Origin of the sequence: Methanosarcina barkeri 3 (assembly GCF_000970305.1) — an archaeon.
Taxonomy (GTDB): domain Archaea; phylum Halobacteriota; class Methanosarcinia; order Methanosarcinales; family Methanosarcinaceae; genus Methanosarcina; species Methanosarcina barkeri_A.
Genome location: NZ_CP009517.1, coordinates 3443595 through 3458378 on the forward strand (window position 1 = coordinate 3443595; position 14784 = coordinate 3458378).

Here is a 14784-nt window from a genome sequence, read left to right on the forward strand (position 1 = left end):
ATTATCTCCTCCCTCTCTTCTTCCTTCCGCCGCCTCTTTCAGGAGGTTTCTCTCTAGCCTGTTTTGCTTCTGCAACAGCTCTTAAAGTAGTTGTGCTGTCTGCAAGGGAAGCTGCCACCTGCACAGGTCTTTCAGGGTGAGATTCGCTAACAAGCGGAGAGGTTCCATAGTACCCGATATGCATTTCATCTTCCTTGGAGACAAGCATTCCAGGAACTGTAGCTTTTCTGCCGTTTATTGCGATATGCCCGTGAGTGATAAACTGGCGAGCCTGGACAACTGTTCTGGCAAGCCCGAGACGGAGAACCTGAGTCTGGAGTCTCCTTTCGAGAATATTTTCGGTTTTTAAAGAGAGAATGTCGTCAATGTTAGCATCTGATTTGATGATACCGTAACGGATAAGCTTCGCAAGGATTTCTTCGGACTGGGTCTTTTGATGCCCTTCAAGTCCTCTTTCCTGAGAGTTTGCAGCGCTTGCAAGTAATGTTCTGGCTTCGGACCTGTACATCCTGAGCTTACTGGCTGCTTTCCAAACTTCTCTCTTGTTTCTTAGGCCATATGCCTTTACAAGCTGAACTTCAGATGCCATCCTGGCTTCCTGCCAGGGATGCTTAGGAGTCTCAAAACTTTTACTTTGTTTACCTGGATATGCCATTTAAAATCACCTGACCGGAAATCACTTCTTCCTGCTGACACCGACAGTTGACCCGCGGCGACCTGTGGATTTTGTTCTCTGTCCTCTGACCTTAAGGCCTCTTTCGTGCCTGAGTCCTCTGTAGGCGCGAACCTTTTTCAGATTGTTAATATCTTCCCTGAAAGTCAGTAAGATATCCGTTCCGAGCAGGTGCTTATCCTGTCCTGTTGCCAGATCTTTTTGCCTGTTCAACATCCAGGACGGGACAATTTCCTCAAAATTCCCGATTGCGTTATCTAGCTTTGCCACTTCTTCATCTGGCAGGTATCCAAGTGTAGCAGTAGGATCTACCCCTGCGCCCTTTGCAATAAGGATAGCAGTGCGTCTCCCTATTCCCGGAAGACCTGTAAGGGCATACTCTACCGGTTTTGCCCCCTGCAAGTCGGTATTCATAATCCGAACAAGATGCCTTAATTCTTCATTATTCTTTTCTTCTACCATATACTCCCTCCAGGGGAATGCATACAGCATCCTGTAGCCCCTGATCGAATACCCATACAGAATAAACGAAAAAGTCAGGAGCAGCTCATTAAAAGAGCTTCTTTACAGCACATACTGATGAGTTCATTTACATGAAGTTACCAGTATATAAGGATATCTGCGTTTAACCCCAACTGAAAGCGGATGTTCAAAAGGACTGAAAGTTGATAGCAGTTATGCTGGCCGTGGCTTGATATCAGGCATGCTGTAAAAAAGTCGAAAAATATTCTTCACCGTCAGCAACCTAATTTCAAAGAAATAAAAAGAGGGCGATTAAACATCTGTCACCATTTTTAGTATATATAAAGCCGCTGTTTTTACATAAAGCCGTTATTACCGCAGCTTAAATGTCTTCGGTGCAAGCCTGTATGCAAGAATCAAGGCAACGGCGATATATGCAATGCAAAATACTGAAATCAACGTGCCGAAAATCAGAGTCTGGACTTTCTTACCAATGGCAAAATAACAAACGAAATAAGTAAAAGAATTAAGAATGGAAAAAGTACCGTTTTTTATTTCAAGACCGATATTGTAAGGCTGCAAAAGATAATACAACACCATATTGTGCACCGAAAAAAATACCGACATAGCGACAATGGAAACAAACAGTAACACATAATTCAGTACATTGTCCGTTCCGCCTGTAAGCCATAACAGAAGCGGCAACCCGAATGCAATTACCGAAGCGGGCATCAAATTTATCCATATAATGGATTTCAGCCGTTCCGTAAAGAGAAACAAAATTGCACGTGGCTGCCTGTAAAACCGGTAGGTAAGCATACTGTGGTCACAGTTCATGAACATGGCCTGGGTGATAACCTTGCCGCGATTAATAAAATACATGACAAACAGAAAATAAGGCAAAAAAGTCAGCATCATCCCGTTTATTACCGGTTTTGCCTCGTGGATAAGAAAACAGGCCGTTATTGAAAACGCAAGCACCGTAAGAGAAATTAAGGTGATATATTTGGCCGATTTGGTAAGCAACATACTGTGCCGCTGAACAAAAAGGTCGTTGAAATACTGATAGCCGCTTTTGCTGCTTGTTGCCTTAATGTCTATATTAGTTTGTAAAGATTTTTGAACAGCTTGTGCAGCCATATCTTTTTTGTTCATAGCAAAACTGTCCGCTGTGAGAAGCTCCTTGCAAATTCTTCGGTACTCACGGAATTTGAGCACATAAGAAAAGGAGAATACAGCCATAACAGCAGAAATGACAAACAACGTAAGAAAAATAGTTTCATTCATAGCATAGCCAAGAAAAGGCAGAAGATATGCTGCAACCAATGATGCGGCAATGCCAATCAAGGCAACCGGATTGAGCTTATTTTCATTTTTTGCATGGCCGGTTCTGACATAGCTATGAAGCGCGAAGGCAGTAAAAACCAGTTTTACGGAAACTACCAAAAGCGGCATCAAAAGGCAGATAACCACAGGTACCCCGGAAGGCAGTCCGAGAAGCAGCGTGAAAGGCAAAAATCCGACAACGATTTTCAAAAGGAAATAGAAATAATTCGAAAGCATATACTTCCGCGCGCTCATTCGCATTAGAAAAATGGCGTAATACTTGTCTCTGGTGGGATCAAATATTTGCGTGTTGAGAAAACCGCCAGCAATGGTAAGAAAAAAAAATATATGCATGAAGCTGTCCGCAGGGCTGCCTTTCATGTGGTCTTTTAGAAGAAAGATCATAATAAACAAATAAAGCAGCTTGCTTAGAAAAGTCGAGACTATCTCCCATAAAATGCTGACAAAATTGGCAAGTCTTTTCAGCCCAGGACTTCTATAGAGTGAGACCGGGAGCAGCTTTTTGATAACAGGGATGGATTTGAGAGAATAGATAATGCCGTTAGTTTGGTATGCGTTTTTAAGCCTGAAGGACATGAGGAAAGTATCAATCATTTTCATCCTTCCTGAGAGCCTGAATGATCTTATCCTTGAAAGCTTCGTTGCTGAGGTCATCCTTTTCCATATTTTCCAGAACCCCACCGCTCAGGATCACGATCTCGTCGCATAAATCCAGCGCAAGCTCCATGATATGAGTGGAAAAAATAATAACATGGTCTTTTTTGATTTGGCGCAATAGCCTCTTCATTTCATCGGCAACCACAACGTCAAATGAGGTCAGCGGTTCGTCTAAAAGTAGAATGCAGGGATTTGCTATGAAGCTTACAAGCATTTGCATCTTACTCTTCATGCCATGAGAATAGTCCTTCAAAAGCCTGTCACGGTCCTCTATTCCTATTTTCATAAAGTTGAAATATTCGTCAATAGGCTTAATGTCAGGAATCTTTTTCACGTTGATGTCAAGAAAGAACTTTAAAAACTCTCTACCTGTTAAGAACTCCGGAACGACTGGTGTTGATAGAACATATCCGATATCGTCTGGACAAAGTTCTCTCTTCATTCCGTTTTCTTCAAGGAGAATTGAGCCGTTGTCAATCTTCAAATCTTCATTGATGCAGTTAAACAGTGTGGTTTTACCTGAGCCGTTTCTACCGAGGAGTCCGTAAATTTTTCCCTTTTCAAAGGCAAAGCTCGCACCCCGTAAAACCTCTTTTTTATCAAAACTTTTTACGATATGGTTCAGGATCAATTTCATTTTCAATATTCCTTATCTATTTGTTTCCGTTTATTTTTTCTCGTTTCCGCCTGAAATCAATCGATCATTTTTCAATGGGTTTCTTACCTTGACAGTGTCAGATTAACTTCTTTTTTCGATCATAATTTCTGTATTATCCCATCTCACTCATGGTTTTAAAAGATTTTTATTCAGATTCTCATTCTGCAAATACTAACTTTTTTAATAGAGAAACTTTTTTTTCATAAATTTGCAACCTGTTTTAGAAAAAAATATAGACTTACCAGCTTAAGGAGTAATAATTTACTTAATTTCAATCCAAAATCGGAAATATCTACAGATTTAAACATAATTTAGAAAAAGTTTGTAAACAGAATTTAGAAAAGATATATAAAATAATTAGAAAAATATATAAAATAATTAGAAAAATATATAAAATAATTAGAAAAATATATAAATATAATTCAAGAAAGGTTTAAGAAGATACGCCGAGGGGGAGATTCGAACTCCCGAGGGGCTAGGCCCCACAAGCTTTCCAGGCTTGCGCCCTACCACTAGACTACCTCGGCACAAAACTTCAATACAACTCGTTTATGCCACATCTTTATACGTGAATTATACCTAGCCTTTGGTCAAGCTTTCTTTTAGAAAGGTTGTGGTCAAGCTTTCCTTTGGAAAGATTGCTTTGAAAGGTTGCCAAAAAGCTTATGGCACGACTTATACCATAACGGAATAGTGATATATAAACTTTATTCTAAAAGAAGGATTTCTAAAAGAGTTTTATAGGTCATGACTTAACACCATGCTCTTTTTTGTCCCAACCTTTCGGATAAGTTCCTGCTTCCATCATAACCCGGACCGAAGTCGCTGCAAGTCCGGCCGAGGCTTTGAGGAGCTCTTCTGTACTCATTTCAGCTTTTGCAAGGGCAATGAGTTCACCTTTAAGGGTAAATAACGCTGTCAGTTCGCCTTTCTTCAGGTTTGCATCCAGACTTGTTATACCCGGAACTGCAAGAGCAGCCCCTGAACAGACTGCATCTACTGCACTGTCCCGCAGGATAATTTTGGGAAGGTGGGACACAGCCGTTTCCATTGGCATAATTACCCGTCGGATCTCGGACTCATCTCCGTCTTCCTTCCAGAGTACATATGCATCTTTGAGATCCTGAAGGGTGACAAGCGTCTCCTCGGTAAACGGGCCTGCTTTTGTCCTCCTGAGTTCCTGCATATGTCCGCCACAACCAAGAGCAAGCCCAATGTCATGGCAGAGTTTCCTGATATAGGTTCCGGCTTCACATCCTACGCGGAAGAGCACAAAACTGCCTTCAATTTCCAGCACTTCAAGGTAATAGATCGTCCTTACCCTGACAACGCGTTTGACAGCTGATTTGATAGGAGGCATCTGGTAGATAGGACCTGTAAATTCCTCACAGACCTTCCTTACCAGCTTTTGAGGCATTTCTTTATGAAGCTTCAGAAGGCAGACATATTCCTTTCCGGAAAGGCGCAGAGCAGGAACCGCTTTTGTAGCCTTTCCGAGTAAAGTTGGCAAAAGCCCCGTAACCTTGGGATCAAGTGAGCCTGCATGCCCTGCCGTACTCACACCCAGAATAGCTTTTACCCAGGCTGCAACCTCGTGGCTTGTCGGTCCCTTTGGCTTATCAATATTTACAACACCTTTCTCGATGTACTCAAGAATAGGGCGATTTTCCGGATGAGAGCCGTAAGAGGGATTTGACCAGGCAACGGATTTCCGGACAAGAGTTCTTTCAGCTTCTGATGGCAATTTGCCGGCAGGTGACATAGTTTTTCAAAAACTCCTTAACTGAATTTATAGACGTAGATACGATAGTATGCAGTAACCCGTAACTCATGACAAGTGAAAATAAATGCGATTTAAGGAAATTCCCGCGATGCATGTAAGAAGGAAACTCGGGCAGTATTATTAAAGAGAGATTTAAATTAAAGAGAGATTTAAGAGAGATCATATGCCGAAGACTCATAATGCTATAGTATATCAGTAATATCAGCTTCTGGCAAATAAAACTCTACGCTTTGTATAAAAATCCAGCCTTTCAGAACTTGTGGGAAGTTATTCCGGGCCGACAAGAGAATCAACAGCGGTCCTGAGAATGTCAAGGATCTGATACTGGTTCCATTTTTCAGAATCAATAACGATGTCGTAAACTGAGAGGTCATTAATATCGATATTATAATAGCTCATATAACGGAGGGCTTCGGATTTTTCCCGTTTAATTGTTCTTTCGAGCTCTTCGTCAAAAGAAATTGATTTTTCCCGCCTCAGGATTCGTTTTACCCGGGCAGGTAGCGGAGCCTTTATCCAGATTTTAAGTACATTCGGGACATCTTTAGCCATATGACCCGCAAGCCTGCTTTCGAGTATCAGTTTTTCGTGACTATGGATAACAGCTCTCTGATTATTATCAATAGCCAGGTCAATAGAAGGGTCTTTTTCGGCCATAGCCCCAAATTCTGCCAGGCTCATTCCCTTCTCCCTGGCTATCTTCCTGAAAATTTCACCCGAGGAAATCAGTTCAAATTCATAATATTCTGCAAGGAGTCTTGAGACGGTTGTCGTTCCACTTCCGGGAAGCCCGCTAACTGTTATCCGCATCAGACCCCACCGATATTCAATGCCTTTCTGATAAATTGGCTAACTCCGAGAGAACAAATAAAATACCAGTATAGCCAGTGCTGGAAGTACAAAAAAGCATGAGAAGTCAGCAACTGTTTACCCCAGAAAGGAAAAACCATCGTGGCGTTCCCATGTCCACTGATGTAATAATAAGCCCACATAAAGAGAGGAACGGAAATGATACTGATGTAAGCCATAGGTTTGAACTGCTGCTTGGACATCTTCATCTGGTCTTCCATCATTTCCTGGCGTTGTTCTTCCAGTTTTTTAAGCATATAAGTGTTCTGGGAAAGCTGCGCCTCCCGGAATTCCTTCTGGAAAGCTTTCATGCGTTCCTGGGTATTCTTCATAAGGTCCCAGTCAATTGTGTATTTCTGGATAACGGATGCGTAAATAGCAGTAATAGACGCCATTACCAAAAGGATTAGATAGAAATTCTCCTGCCCGATAAGAGCAAGTATGGGATTCATTAAAGTCCCTACGACTTTTCCGACAGCCTCTCTGAAACCCTGCCCAAGAACCATAATCCCGATCATAAGGGAAAAACCGAGAGCTAGCAGGAACCGGTCTATTTGATTTTTTAATGTCTCCGAAACCAAGTTGTTCTCACCGTTCAGATTCAATAGTTATTCTGAGATCTTCAAATGTAGAAGAATTCCGATAATAAAAGCTTGACAAGCTTAAAGTATTTTAAAGTCGTGATAAATCAGCTCGATTACGGAGCCAATTTTAAACGATTACAGGTTGTTCTGGTTAATAAGTGTCGATGTATATATAAGTTATACTATTCTATGAAATTCAGATTGAACCTTCCCGAACAACTCCGGACAAGTAGCAGTCAAAGATAAGCATACAATCACTAACTCTCAAGTATAATTTTTAGCTTGCTTCTCTAATTGTTAACCTACTACAGCCACATATAACTGCACTCTTGTAAACTACCATTCAGCTAAATATGTTTAAACAAAAAATGTTTAAATATCTTTTCATAAATTATCATAACAAGAGACTACAGCCTGGAAAGTTGAGAGATAAACTCATACTACAGGCTTTAGGAGGAATTTGAAAAATGCAGTTTCCAAACCCCAGTGGACAGTTTCCAAAAATAAGCAGTAAAGCCTTGATATTCGACACCGCGCTTATAATAGGAAATGTAACTATAGAAGGAGACGTATTTGTTGGCCCTAATGCCGTAATTAGGGCAGACGAACCTGGGTCTTCAATAGTTATCCGAAGCGGCTGTAACATTCAGGACAATGTAATAATTCATTCCCTTTACAATTCACAAGTGGAGATAGGTAATAACACATCTCTTGCACACGGGTGCATCGTACATGGTCCCTGTGAGATAGGAGAAAATTGTTTTGTAGGTTTTGGAGCCTTGACGTTTGACTGCTCTCTGGGAAAAGATACTCTGGTTCTTCACAAGGCTGTTGTTCGCGGAGTCGAAATTCTTCCACACAAAATGGTACCCGACGGAGGGGTTATCAATGATCAAAGAGCGGCAAATGCACTTGAAGATATCACAACAGATCTTGCAGAGTTCAAAGAATCTGTTGTCAGGGCAAATCTTGAACTGGTGGAAGGATATAAAAGGCTTCAACTTGAGAATCAAGATCTACCTTTAAGAATATTACAGGAAAATAAGATCGAAAAAACCGAAGTTTTTGAAAATACAGAGTGATAAATTACCTGGAGTCCGGTAGTAATGTGACTGAGAACCAATCCGAAAAGTCAATAATAACGTATTTTAAAGTTACAACAGATTTTAAGCTACAACAGATTTTAAGCTACAACAGATTTTAAGCTACAACAGATTTTAAGCTACAACAGATTTTAAGCTACAACAGATTTTAAGCTACTATAGATCTGTAGTATCAGTATCATTTCTGATTACGGTACTATTAATTTTAAGATACGTTAGGCCACAACACTTTTCATCAGGCTACAACACTTTTCGGATAGTTCCAATTACCAATTAACACATTCAGCTAAAGATCTTATTAACATTTGGTTAATAGAGACTTCAATTATTTCAATAATCAAAGGTATTTTCCATCCAGTTTTTCTAAAATTGTTTTTCCCTCTTCTGTCAGGGTATACTTTCTCCATGTTGTTTTCTCAGGAGTCAAACACTGAATTAAACCCTTGCTCTCAAATTCCTTTAAAGCGTGACTGATATTCTGTGTAGATCGACTTGCCTCGTGGGCAATATCCGAAGCTCTTACAAAGGGGTGCCTTTTCATGGAGCCCATAAGAATCAAACGGCGATCAACGCTGATAACCCAGTTAACCAGTTCATCGATCGAGTTTTCAGTCATACTAACTCAGCTTCTCCGTAGTGTAGTTCTTGGTAACATAAATAGCTACATATTATTTAAATCAAATTATTTGAATCAAGATGATACGAAAAAAACTAAAGTATTTCGAAAAATATAGATGACTTAACAGAAAATCGAAGTGACAAGAAAGTATTAAAAAGAAAAAAGAAATGAAGATAAAAGAAATAAAGATTTTAAGCAAATTTCGCAAGAACTGCCTTTATTTCTTCAAAAACTTCATCTATATCTTTTGTACCGTCAAGAGTTATCAGAACTCCCTGCTTTGCATAATAGTCAATGAGGGGTTCGGTCTGCTTTTTATAAACACTGAGACGGGTCTTAACAGCCTCTTCTTTGTCGTCAGCACGCTGGAAAACCTTACCACCGCAAATATCACAGATCTCATCTTTTTTTGGCGGATTAAAAGTCCTGTGGTAACTCGCACCACAGTTGCACATTAGACGACCGCTTATTCTTTCAACCAGTTCTTCATCAGGCACTTCAAGGTTAAGAACAGCATCTATGGGCTTATTGATCTCATCAAGGATGACTGCAAGAGCATCAGCCTGAGGTATTGTTCTTGGATACCCATCAAGAATGAAACCCTTTTCACAGTCCTGTTCTTTCAGACGGTTCTTAATAATTCCTATAAGTACCTCATCGGGAACAAGCTCTCCTTTGTCCATATATTTCTTGGCTGCAAGCCCAAGTTCGGTTCCTTCCCTGACATTTGCCCGCAGGATATCACCTGTGGAAATCTGAGGGATTCTATAATAGTCAACCATTTTTTTGGCCTGGGTGCCTTTTCCGGCACCAGGGGGGCCGAAGAGTATTATATTCATTCGAAGATCCCTGTATTTTGGTTTGTTTACATTACATCTAAATTCGATTCTTTTTTATACCTTTTTGCAATCCAAAGCGGGTTTACTGCTCTCCAAAGAAGGAACGTATCATCGGGTGCATCTCCATCATCTGCTCGGATGCGATGTCCTCGTACAGCCTGTATACAATACTTACAGTAAGTAGCAACCCTGTACCTCCAGCACTTCCAAGAGTACCTAGCAGGCTAGCAACCAGAGTAAGTAATCCTATGAAAGCTCCGCCGATTACGGTAACTTTTGGAATATAGCGCTGCGTAACTTTTTCAATACTGCTAATATTCCGCCTGAAGCCCGGAATCTGCATACCGGAATTGAAAATCTTCTGGGCTGTAGGTTTAGCCCCCATGCCTGTAGTTTCTATCCAGAAGAGGGAAAAGATAATCCCGCCTACAATAAGCATGAAAGCATCTGTAAAGACATGAAGCCCTATCTGCCATCCAGCAGGAGCGGTCGCACCATAACCTGAAAAGGAATCCCTCACAAGAGACGGGACCCAGTCATAAGGACTGTGTATGGGAGCAAGGTAATACATAATCCCGTTTAGAGGTGTGGACCCATTGAACTCTCCAAGGAAAGTGATTCCCCTGCCTGCAAGAATAATCCCTATCATCTGGATGTTAGCCTGAAGAGCTCGGACAAGGATCATTGGCAACACCGAAGAGTATATGAGCTTGACAGGAAAACGGCCTCTGGCTCCTCTAACTGCACTGTGCGCGAGAGGGATTTCAATCCTTGTACTTTCCACATATACTACAAACAGGAAGATAATAACTGTACTCAGTAGTGCCAGAATTCCTCCTCTGACCAGCATGAATATCACGCCGTCACCTGAGAAGAGGTAATCCGCTCCGACAGTCTGCGCAATATAAACCCATTTCGGAATCAACCCTACCGGAAAACCCGTTGAATCACGTTCCCAGCTAACGAGCCCTGTAACAATCTGTTGTGAGATTCCCGCAACAATGAAAAGCCCGACTCCTGAACCAATACCCCATTTGGAAACTACTTCATCCATAAACAGGATGAGTACGCCTCCAATGAAGATCTGTATAAGGAGCAGAAAGGTGATTACTCCCAGGCCTACACCGAGAGCAGAAGCAAGCCCTGGATCCGGTTGGATATATCCACCAAGCAGCTGCGGCAGCGCTTCCAGTATGATCATGATAAACACAAGGAATTTCTGTGCTCCCTGAAAGAATGCCTGGTCTTTGGGATCCGACAGGTCCAGTTTGATAATATCTGCTCCAACAAGAAGTTGCAGGACAATCGAAGCCGTGACAATAGGCCCGATACCTAGGAGAACTAGAGATCCAGACGCGCCCGCAAAGAAGGCACGGTAAGATTCAAAAAGGTCAACCGAATCCTGGGACATCCCAAAAAGCGGTACATTTGCCAGAGCAAAGTACAGCAAAAGGACTCCCAGAGTCCACCAGAGCTTATCCTTAAAATGGACGTGTTTTTCCGGACTTGCTACTGCAGGTAACTTGTTAAAAAACGGTTCTAACGTATCCCTGAGAGTCATCGATTACACCATTCAAAATATAATTTATTATAATAGTTAAAATGTAAGATCACGTTTTACCGTAAGATATTGGTAAGTATAGTACATCTAATATGAAAAAGTTACCAAAAGAATTAAAATAAGTAATGCTAGATGACATTACTTATTCGGCATCGATGCAACTTCCGCCAGCGGCTTCAATTTTTTCGCGGGCAGATGCGGAGAATTCTTCAGAAGTAACTACAAGATTCTTCGTAACACGTCCGCTTCCGAGTACTTTTTCGATTCCGAGATTTTCAAGGTTAATGTGGTATGCACCGTCCTTGATTTCTGCAAGCCCCTCTTCAACAAGATAAGAAGCAAGTTCATCAAGTTCTCCCACATTTACTATGGAAGGGTCTTTGGAAATCTCAGCAGGTAACTTGAAACCGTGCTTTCCGTAGCTGTATCCTCTCAACATAGCTCTTACGAAGTGGTGCTTACAGCCTCCTGCTTTTCCACGGCCTCCGCGGTTTCCGGCTCCACGCCTGTTTTTATGAGTCCCGCCTCCGCAGGTCCTGGATCCTCTGAACTTCTTTGTATCCATTTCAACCACCTTATCTCATTTTGTGCAGGAGCTCATTGATATCATCACCGTGGTCTCCGAGCTCGCCGCCCTGCTTCACGGTTCTTTTAATTCCTGCATGTCCTTTTCTTGGAGGGTGAAGCCTGAAAACAGGCTTCAGTTTGGGAACCGACTTAAGGGTAGTTTCTCCGTTAATTACAGCTTCGGCAAAAGCCAGAATTGAGTCATAAGCTGTGTTTTCCCGGATATACTCCTCAGTCAGGCGAGTATCGCCTTCGAGTCTTCCACGGTTCTCGAGGATCTCCGCAAGAGTCTTTGCATCAATTTTCCCAAAGGCAACGTAGTCCTTCACCTTCTGAACCATACCTTTGAAATGAGGATTCTCGGGTACAAGCACACAATGGTTGACCTTGTGCAGGCGAAGCATCTTCATTGTATCTTCAATCGTATACCGGACATTAACCTGACCTCTCAACCTAACAATGGCATACATATCAGGCTTCCTCCTTACAGTACACTGGCAGCCTCATGATGTTGACCTGGTTAAGAGCATCGAAGGTTGCCTTTGCGAAGTTGAGGGTAGACCGTGTAGTCCCGAAGGTCTTGGTCCATACGTCTTTAATTCCGGCTTTTTCCAGCACTTTGGTTGCAGTATTTCCTGCAGCAATGCCAAGACCTCTTGGTGCCGGAATAAGAGTTACGCTTACACTGCCTGCCTTTCCTGTAACTTCATAAGGAACAGTGTGAGGCAGACCACAGGCACATTCCCATGAGCCGCAGCCTCTACGGATGTAAGTGATGTCGAGCTTTGCAGCATCAATTGCCTTACGGATAGCAGGTCCTACCTGCACATCCTTTGCCTGCCCGAGCCCTACATAGCCGTTTCTGTTTCCTACGATTACGGTTGCTCTGAATTTCACACGGCGTCCGGAGTCAGTCATCCTCTGAACCATGTTAATATCGAGTACCTCGTCTTCAAGATCAGGAAGCAGCATATCAATTATCTGGGGTTCCCTGATAGGCAGGCCTGATCTGATTGCTTCTTCCATGGAAGCAACCTGTCCTTCCATGACTAATTTTCCAAGCCTGGTTTTTGGAACCCATTCTTCATCGAATGCCATTTAATCACCTTAACTAAACTCAGCAAAGATTTTCTCTTTGGTTGCTTCAAACTGCTCTGGCAGGTCTGAGCTCTCTTCTCTGTATTCAGCAATATGCTCTCCCCGGATTCTCTCGTCCGAAGGGAAAACTTCAGGGCTGCAAGGGACTTCGAAACCCGAATCTACAACGCCTTTAAGTGCGGCATAGACCCTGGAGCCTGCAGAGGAAGCCTGAAGTCCTATATCCAGAATTCCTCCTTCATACCCCTTTTTCAAGCTTTTAAGCCCGAACAGGAGCCCTGTAAGATATGCAGCCGTTGTGTTTCCGGTAGCCCCTGTGTAACCGTACTTAGCAAGCTCACTCGAAACGGCTGAGGAATAAGTTATATCCCCCTCTGGGGTCGGAGCTATTAACTGGATTTGAACATTTCTTGCACTCTTCCTGACAACTACACGGTCCTGCTTTGAGAGCAGTAACTTGAGTCGCAGGTGGTAATTAGTGCGTCCTTCTCTTCGTCGTCTAAAAGGAACCTTATATCTTGGTCCTGTTGCCATATTTAGCTCCTCCAGGTTATTTCTTTAACAGTTTTTCAGACCCAAGGTGGGAGTTCAGGTGGGAAACACTTCTGTATTCGCCGCCTTTTGCTTTTCTGTAAAGTCTGCAGTACACGGATTTATCAAGTGTTCCGTCGGCACGCAGTTCCTTGAGCCTTCTTCTAAGCGCCCGGATCTTTTTGATCCACTGCTCCTTTTTAGGAGTACGGGCTCCTTTCTTACCTTTTCTTGAACCTTGACCTTTACAGTGCCCATACTTGCGCTTGGCAGCAAGAGCTCTGGCTCGGCCTCTGCTGATTCCTTTAACCGGCTTGGCCTTAATAGTACCTTTCTCAATGAGCCCGCGAATATCTTCCCTGGTAATTGCTGACGCGATCTCTTCAGAGGCTTCCGGATTAAGCCATACTCTGTCAAGTCCGCATTCGAGAATTTTGGAGGCTAACCTTCTTTGATTGGCCAGATCTGACATTTTTATTCACTCCTTCCAGGGTTCAGTATTTTAATACCAAGCTCTCCAGCTTTTGTGAGAATAACGGCTCTCTTTCTCGCACCTACTGTCGATGCTATCCTGATAGCCTCATAAGAGGGATCAACAAGCTCAAGCTCAGCAACGCTGGAAATAAGCACATCAGAATAACCGGATGGGTGCAAGCTTTTTACTGCTGCAGGGCTTCCGTATCCCACCTGCGCATGAGCACCTTTTGAGACGTATTTTCTACGCTGTTTACCCTGAGAACCTCTCGGGCGCCTCCAGTTGCTGTCAAGCCTCTTAAATTTATGACAGGCTGCTCTCTTAAACTGGGGCTTTTTTCCCTTCTGGACTTTTCTCACATTGAATAATCGCCTGGATTCAGAGTCCATATCAAGGGTGGAAACTGAAGTATCTTCTGATTTGAATTCTTCTGCCATCATAACCACCTCAGGGCTTCTGCACAATGTAGATTCCGTCCAGGAAAATCCTTGGGTCGAATCTCTTGATCTTGGTCTTCTGTTCAATATTTGCAGCAGTTTGCCCGACATCTTCCTTGTTTATTCCGGAAACAGTCACCTCATTTCCGGATACCTTAACCTTTGTCTCGCCAAGGATTTTTGCAACTCTTGGCTTCTTTTCTCCAAGGAAGTTTCCGATTATGAGAGTCTTCCCATCAACTTTTACCTGCATAGGGAAGTGAGCGTACAGAATAGTCATCTTGCACTCAAAACCTTCATTTACGCCTTTCATCAGGTTTTTGATGTGGGAAGTGAAAGTGCCCACCATGGCTTTCTGTTCTTTCCTGGAAGAGTGAGCATCCACCACTACTTCGCCTTCCCTGACGTCGATCTTGATTCCAGGGTACCATAGTTTTCTTTCTACAGTTCCCATGGGGCCACTGGCTGTAAACACATCCTGAGAGAAAGAGACGGAAATTCCTTCAGGAATCTCTATTGTTCTTGCAATTTCCTTAACCAT

The 14784-nt window shown here is 42.6% G+C and carries 18 protein-coding genes and 1 tRNA gene; 1 reads left to right on the forward strand and 18 read right to left on the reverse strand.

Features of this window, described 5'->3' with window-relative positions; all coding sequences use genetic code 11:
• Position 1: 1 nt before the first annotated feature.
• The 8 genes from MSBR3_RS13965 to MSBR3_RS14000 all read right to left on the reverse strand — a co-directional run bounded on the left by MSBR3_RS13965 (position 2) and on the right by MSBR3_RS14000 (position 7010).
• The gene (locus MSBR3_RS13965; protein WP_048108838.1) at positions 2-655 is read right to left on the reverse strand and encodes a 30S ribosomal protein S4; all 654 of its coding nucleotides are present in this window, start codon (positions 653-655) and stop codon (positions 2-4) included.
• 21 nt (positions 656-676) lie between these two features.
• The gene (locus MSBR3_RS13970) at positions 677-1165 is read right to left on the reverse strand and encodes a 30S ribosomal protein S13 (RefSeq protein ID WP_080942312.1); all 489 of its coding nucleotides are present in this window, start codon (positions 1163-1165) and stop codon (positions 677-679) included.
• A 342-nt stretch (positions 1166-1507) separates the two neighbouring features.
• Complete coding sequence (locus MSBR3_RS13975) at positions 1508-3076, reverse strand: hypothetical protein (protein ID WP_048110561.1); 1569 nt, start codon at positions 3074-3076, stop codon at positions 1508-1510.
• Positions 3069-3776: an ATP-binding cassette domain-containing protein gene (locus MSBR3_RS13980; protein ID WP_048108839.1), complete on the reverse strand. Its 708-nt coding sequence runs from the start codon at positions 3774-3776 to the stop codon at positions 3069-3071. The genes MSBR3_RS13975 and MSBR3_RS13980 overlap by 8 nt, the downstream gene beginning before the upstream one ends.
• A gap of 465 nt (positions 3777-4241) precedes the next feature.
• Positions 4242-4324 (reverse strand) — tRNA-Ser (locus tag MSBR3_RS13985).
• A 218-nt stretch (positions 4325-4542) separates the two neighbouring features.
• Complete coding sequence (locus MSBR3_RS13990; protein WP_048108840.1) at positions 4543-5559, reverse strand: RNA-guided pseudouridylation complex pseudouridine synthase subunit Cbf5; 1017 nt, start codon at positions 5557-5559, stop codon at positions 4543-4545.
• A 288-nt stretch (positions 5560-5847) separates the two neighbouring features.
• Positions 5848-6390 carry a (d)CMP kinase gene (cmk, locus tag MSBR3_RS13995; protein ID WP_048108841.1) on the reverse strand — a complete coding sequence of 181 codons (543 nt, stop codon included), beginning with the start codon at positions 6388-6390 and terminating at the stop codon, positions 5848-5850.
• Entirely contained in the window at positions 6390-7010 is a 621-nt protein-coding gene (locus MSBR3_RS14000; RefSeq protein ID WP_048110562.1) for a DUF106 domain-containing protein, read from the reverse strand. The genes cmk and MSBR3_RS14000 overlap by 1 nt, the downstream gene beginning before the upstream one ends.
• Before the next feature lie 470 nt (positions 7011-7480).
• Between MSBR3_RS14000 and MSBR3_RS14005 the strand changes: the two genes are divergently transcribed.
• A complete protein-coding gene (locus MSBR3_RS14005) occupies positions 7481-8095 on the forward strand; it encodes an LbetaH domain-containing protein (protein WP_080942313.1) in 615 nt (204 codons plus the stop codon).
• Positions 8096-8453: 358 nt separating this feature from the next.
• On the opposite strand, the gene MSBR3_RS14010 is transcribed toward MSBR3_RS14005, so the two are convergent.
• The 10 genes from MSBR3_RS14010 to rpl6p all read right to left on the reverse strand — a co-directional run bounded on the left by MSBR3_RS14010 (position 8454) and on the right by rpl6p (position 14784).
• Positions 8454-8732, reverse strand: coding sequence for a helix-turn-helix domain-containing protein (locus tag MSBR3_RS14010; protein ID WP_048108842.1), 279 nt, complete (start codon positions 8730-8732; stop codon positions 8454-8456).
• 194 nt (positions 8733-8926) lie between these two features.
• Complete coding sequence (locus tag MSBR3_RS14015) at positions 8927-9574, reverse strand: adenylate kinase (protein WP_048108843.1); 648 nt, start codon at positions 9572-9574, stop codon at positions 8927-8929.
• Between the two features lie 82 nt (positions 9575-9656).
• Positions 9657-11135 carry a preprotein translocase subunit SecY gene (secY, locus tag MSBR3_RS14020; RefSeq protein WP_048108844.1) on the reverse strand — a complete coding sequence of 493 codons (1479 nt, stop codon included), beginning with the start codon at positions 11133-11135 and terminating at the stop codon, positions 9657-9659.
• A gap of 142 nt (positions 11136-11277) precedes the next feature.
• Positions 11278-11700 carry an uL15m family ribosomal protein gene (locus tag MSBR3_RS14025; RefSeq protein ID WP_048108845.1) on the reverse strand — a complete coding sequence of 141 codons (423 nt, stop codon included), beginning with the start codon at positions 11698-11700 and terminating at the stop codon, positions 11278-11280.
• A gap of 10 nt (positions 11701-11710) precedes the next feature.
• Positions 11711-12172 (reverse strand): 50S ribosomal protein L30, encoded by a 462-nt coding sequence (locus tag MSBR3_RS14030; RefSeq protein WP_048108846.1) that lies wholly within the window; start codon positions 12170-12172, stop codon positions 11711-11713.
• A 1-nt stretch (position 12173) separates the two neighbouring features.
• A complete protein-coding gene (locus MSBR3_RS14035; protein ID WP_048108847.1) occupies positions 12174-12800 on the reverse strand; it encodes a 30S ribosomal protein S5 in 627 nt (208 codons plus the stop codon).
• 9 nt (positions 12801-12809) lie between these two features.
• On the reverse strand, positions 12810-13334 hold the full coding sequence (locus MSBR3_RS14040) for a 50S ribosomal protein L18 (RefSeq protein WP_048108848.1): 525 nt from the start codon (positions 13332-13334) through the stop codon (positions 12810-12812).
• Between the two features lie 16 nt (positions 13335-13350).
• Positions 13351-13803, reverse strand: coding sequence for a 50S ribosomal protein L19e (locus MSBR3_RS14045; RefSeq protein WP_048108849.1), 453 nt, complete (start codon positions 13801-13803; stop codon positions 13351-13353).
• 2 nt (positions 13804-13805) lie between these two features.
• The gene (locus MSBR3_RS14050; RefSeq protein ID WP_048108850.1) at positions 13806-14243 is read right to left on the reverse strand and encodes a 50S ribosomal protein L32e; all 438 of its coding nucleotides are present in this window, start codon (positions 14241-14243) and stop codon (positions 13806-13808) included.
• A gap of 10 nt (positions 14244-14253) precedes the next feature.
• Positions 14254-14784 carry a 50S ribosomal protein L6 gene (gene rpl6p, locus MSBR3_RS14055; protein WP_048108851.1) on the reverse strand — a complete coding sequence of 177 codons (531 nt, stop codon included), beginning with the start codon at positions 14782-14784 and terminating at the stop codon, positions 14254-14256.

What these genes read in the sequence shown, in the direction of transcription:
- MSBR3_RS13965 (WP_048108838.1), bottom strand. Translation starts at nt 655, where the DNA reads ATGGCATATCCAGGTAAACAAAGTAAAAGTTTTGAGACTCCTAAGCAT.
- MSBR3_RS13970 (WP_080942312.1), bottom strand. Translation starts at nt 1,165, where the DNA reads ATGCTGTATGCATTCCCCTGGAGGGAGTATATGGTAGAAGAAAAGAAT.
- MSBR3_RS13975 (WP_048110561.1), bottom strand. Translation starts at nt 3,076, where the DNA reads ATGATTGATACTTTCCTCATGTCCTTCAGGCTTAAAAACGCATACCAA.
- MSBR3_RS13980 (WP_048108839.1), bottom strand. Translation starts at nt 3,776, where the DNA reads ATGAAATTGATCCTGAACCATATCGTAAAAAGTTTTGATAAAAAAGAG.
- MSBR3_RS13990 (WP_048108840.1), bottom strand. Translation starts at nt 5,559, where the DNA reads ATGTCACCTGCCGGCAAATTGCCATCAGAAGCTGAAAGAACTCTTGTC.
- cmk (WP_048108841.1), bottom strand. Translation starts at nt 6,390, where the DNA reads ATGCGGATAACAGTTAGCGGGCTTCCCGGAAGTGGAACGACAACCGTC.
- MSBR3_RS14005 (WP_080942313.1), top strand. Translation starts at nt 7,481, where the DNA reads ATGCAGTTTCCAAACCCCAGTGGACAGTTTCCAAAAATAAGCAGTAAA.
- MSBR3_RS14010 (WP_048108842.1), bottom strand. Translation starts at nt 8,732, where the DNA reads ATGACTGAAAACTCGATCGATGAACTGGTTAACTGGGTTATCAGCGTT.
- MSBR3_RS14015 (WP_048108843.1), bottom strand. Translation starts at nt 9,574, where the DNA reads ATGAATATAATACTCTTCGGCCCCCCTGGTGCCGGAAAAGGCACCCAG.
- secY (WP_048108844.1), bottom strand. Translation starts at nt 11,135, where the DNA reads ATGACTCTCAGGGATACGTTAGAACCGTTTTTTAACAAGTTACCTGCA.
- MSBR3_RS14025 (WP_048108845.1), bottom strand. Translation starts at nt 11,700, where the DNA reads ATGGATACAAAGAAGTTCAGAGGATCCAGGACCTGCGGAGGCGGGACT.
- MSBR3_RS14030 (WP_048108846.1), bottom strand. Translation starts at nt 12,172, where the DNA reads ATGTATGCCATTGTTAGGTTGAGAGGTCAGGTTAATGTCCGGTATACG.
- MSBR3_RS14035 (WP_048108847.1), bottom strand. Translation starts at nt 12,800, where the DNA reads ATGGCATTCGATGAAGAATGGGTTCCAAAAACCAGGCTTGGAAAATTA.
- MSBR3_RS14040 (WP_048108848.1), bottom strand. Translation starts at nt 13,334, where the DNA reads ATGGCAACAGGACCAAGATATAAGGTTCCTTTTAGACGACGAAGAGAA.
- MSBR3_RS14045 (WP_048108849.1), bottom strand. Translation starts at nt 13,803, where the DNA reads ATGTCAGATCTGGCCAATCAAAGAAGGTTAGCCTCCAAAATTCTCGAA.
- MSBR3_RS14050 (WP_048108850.1), bottom strand. Translation starts at nt 14,243, where the DNA reads ATGGCAGAAGAATTCAAATCAGAAGATACTTCAGTTTCCACCCTTGAT.
- rpl6p (WP_048108851.1), bottom strand. Translation starts at nt 14,784, where the DNA reads ATGGTTAAGGAAATTGCAAGAACAATAGAGATTCCTGAAGGAATTTCC.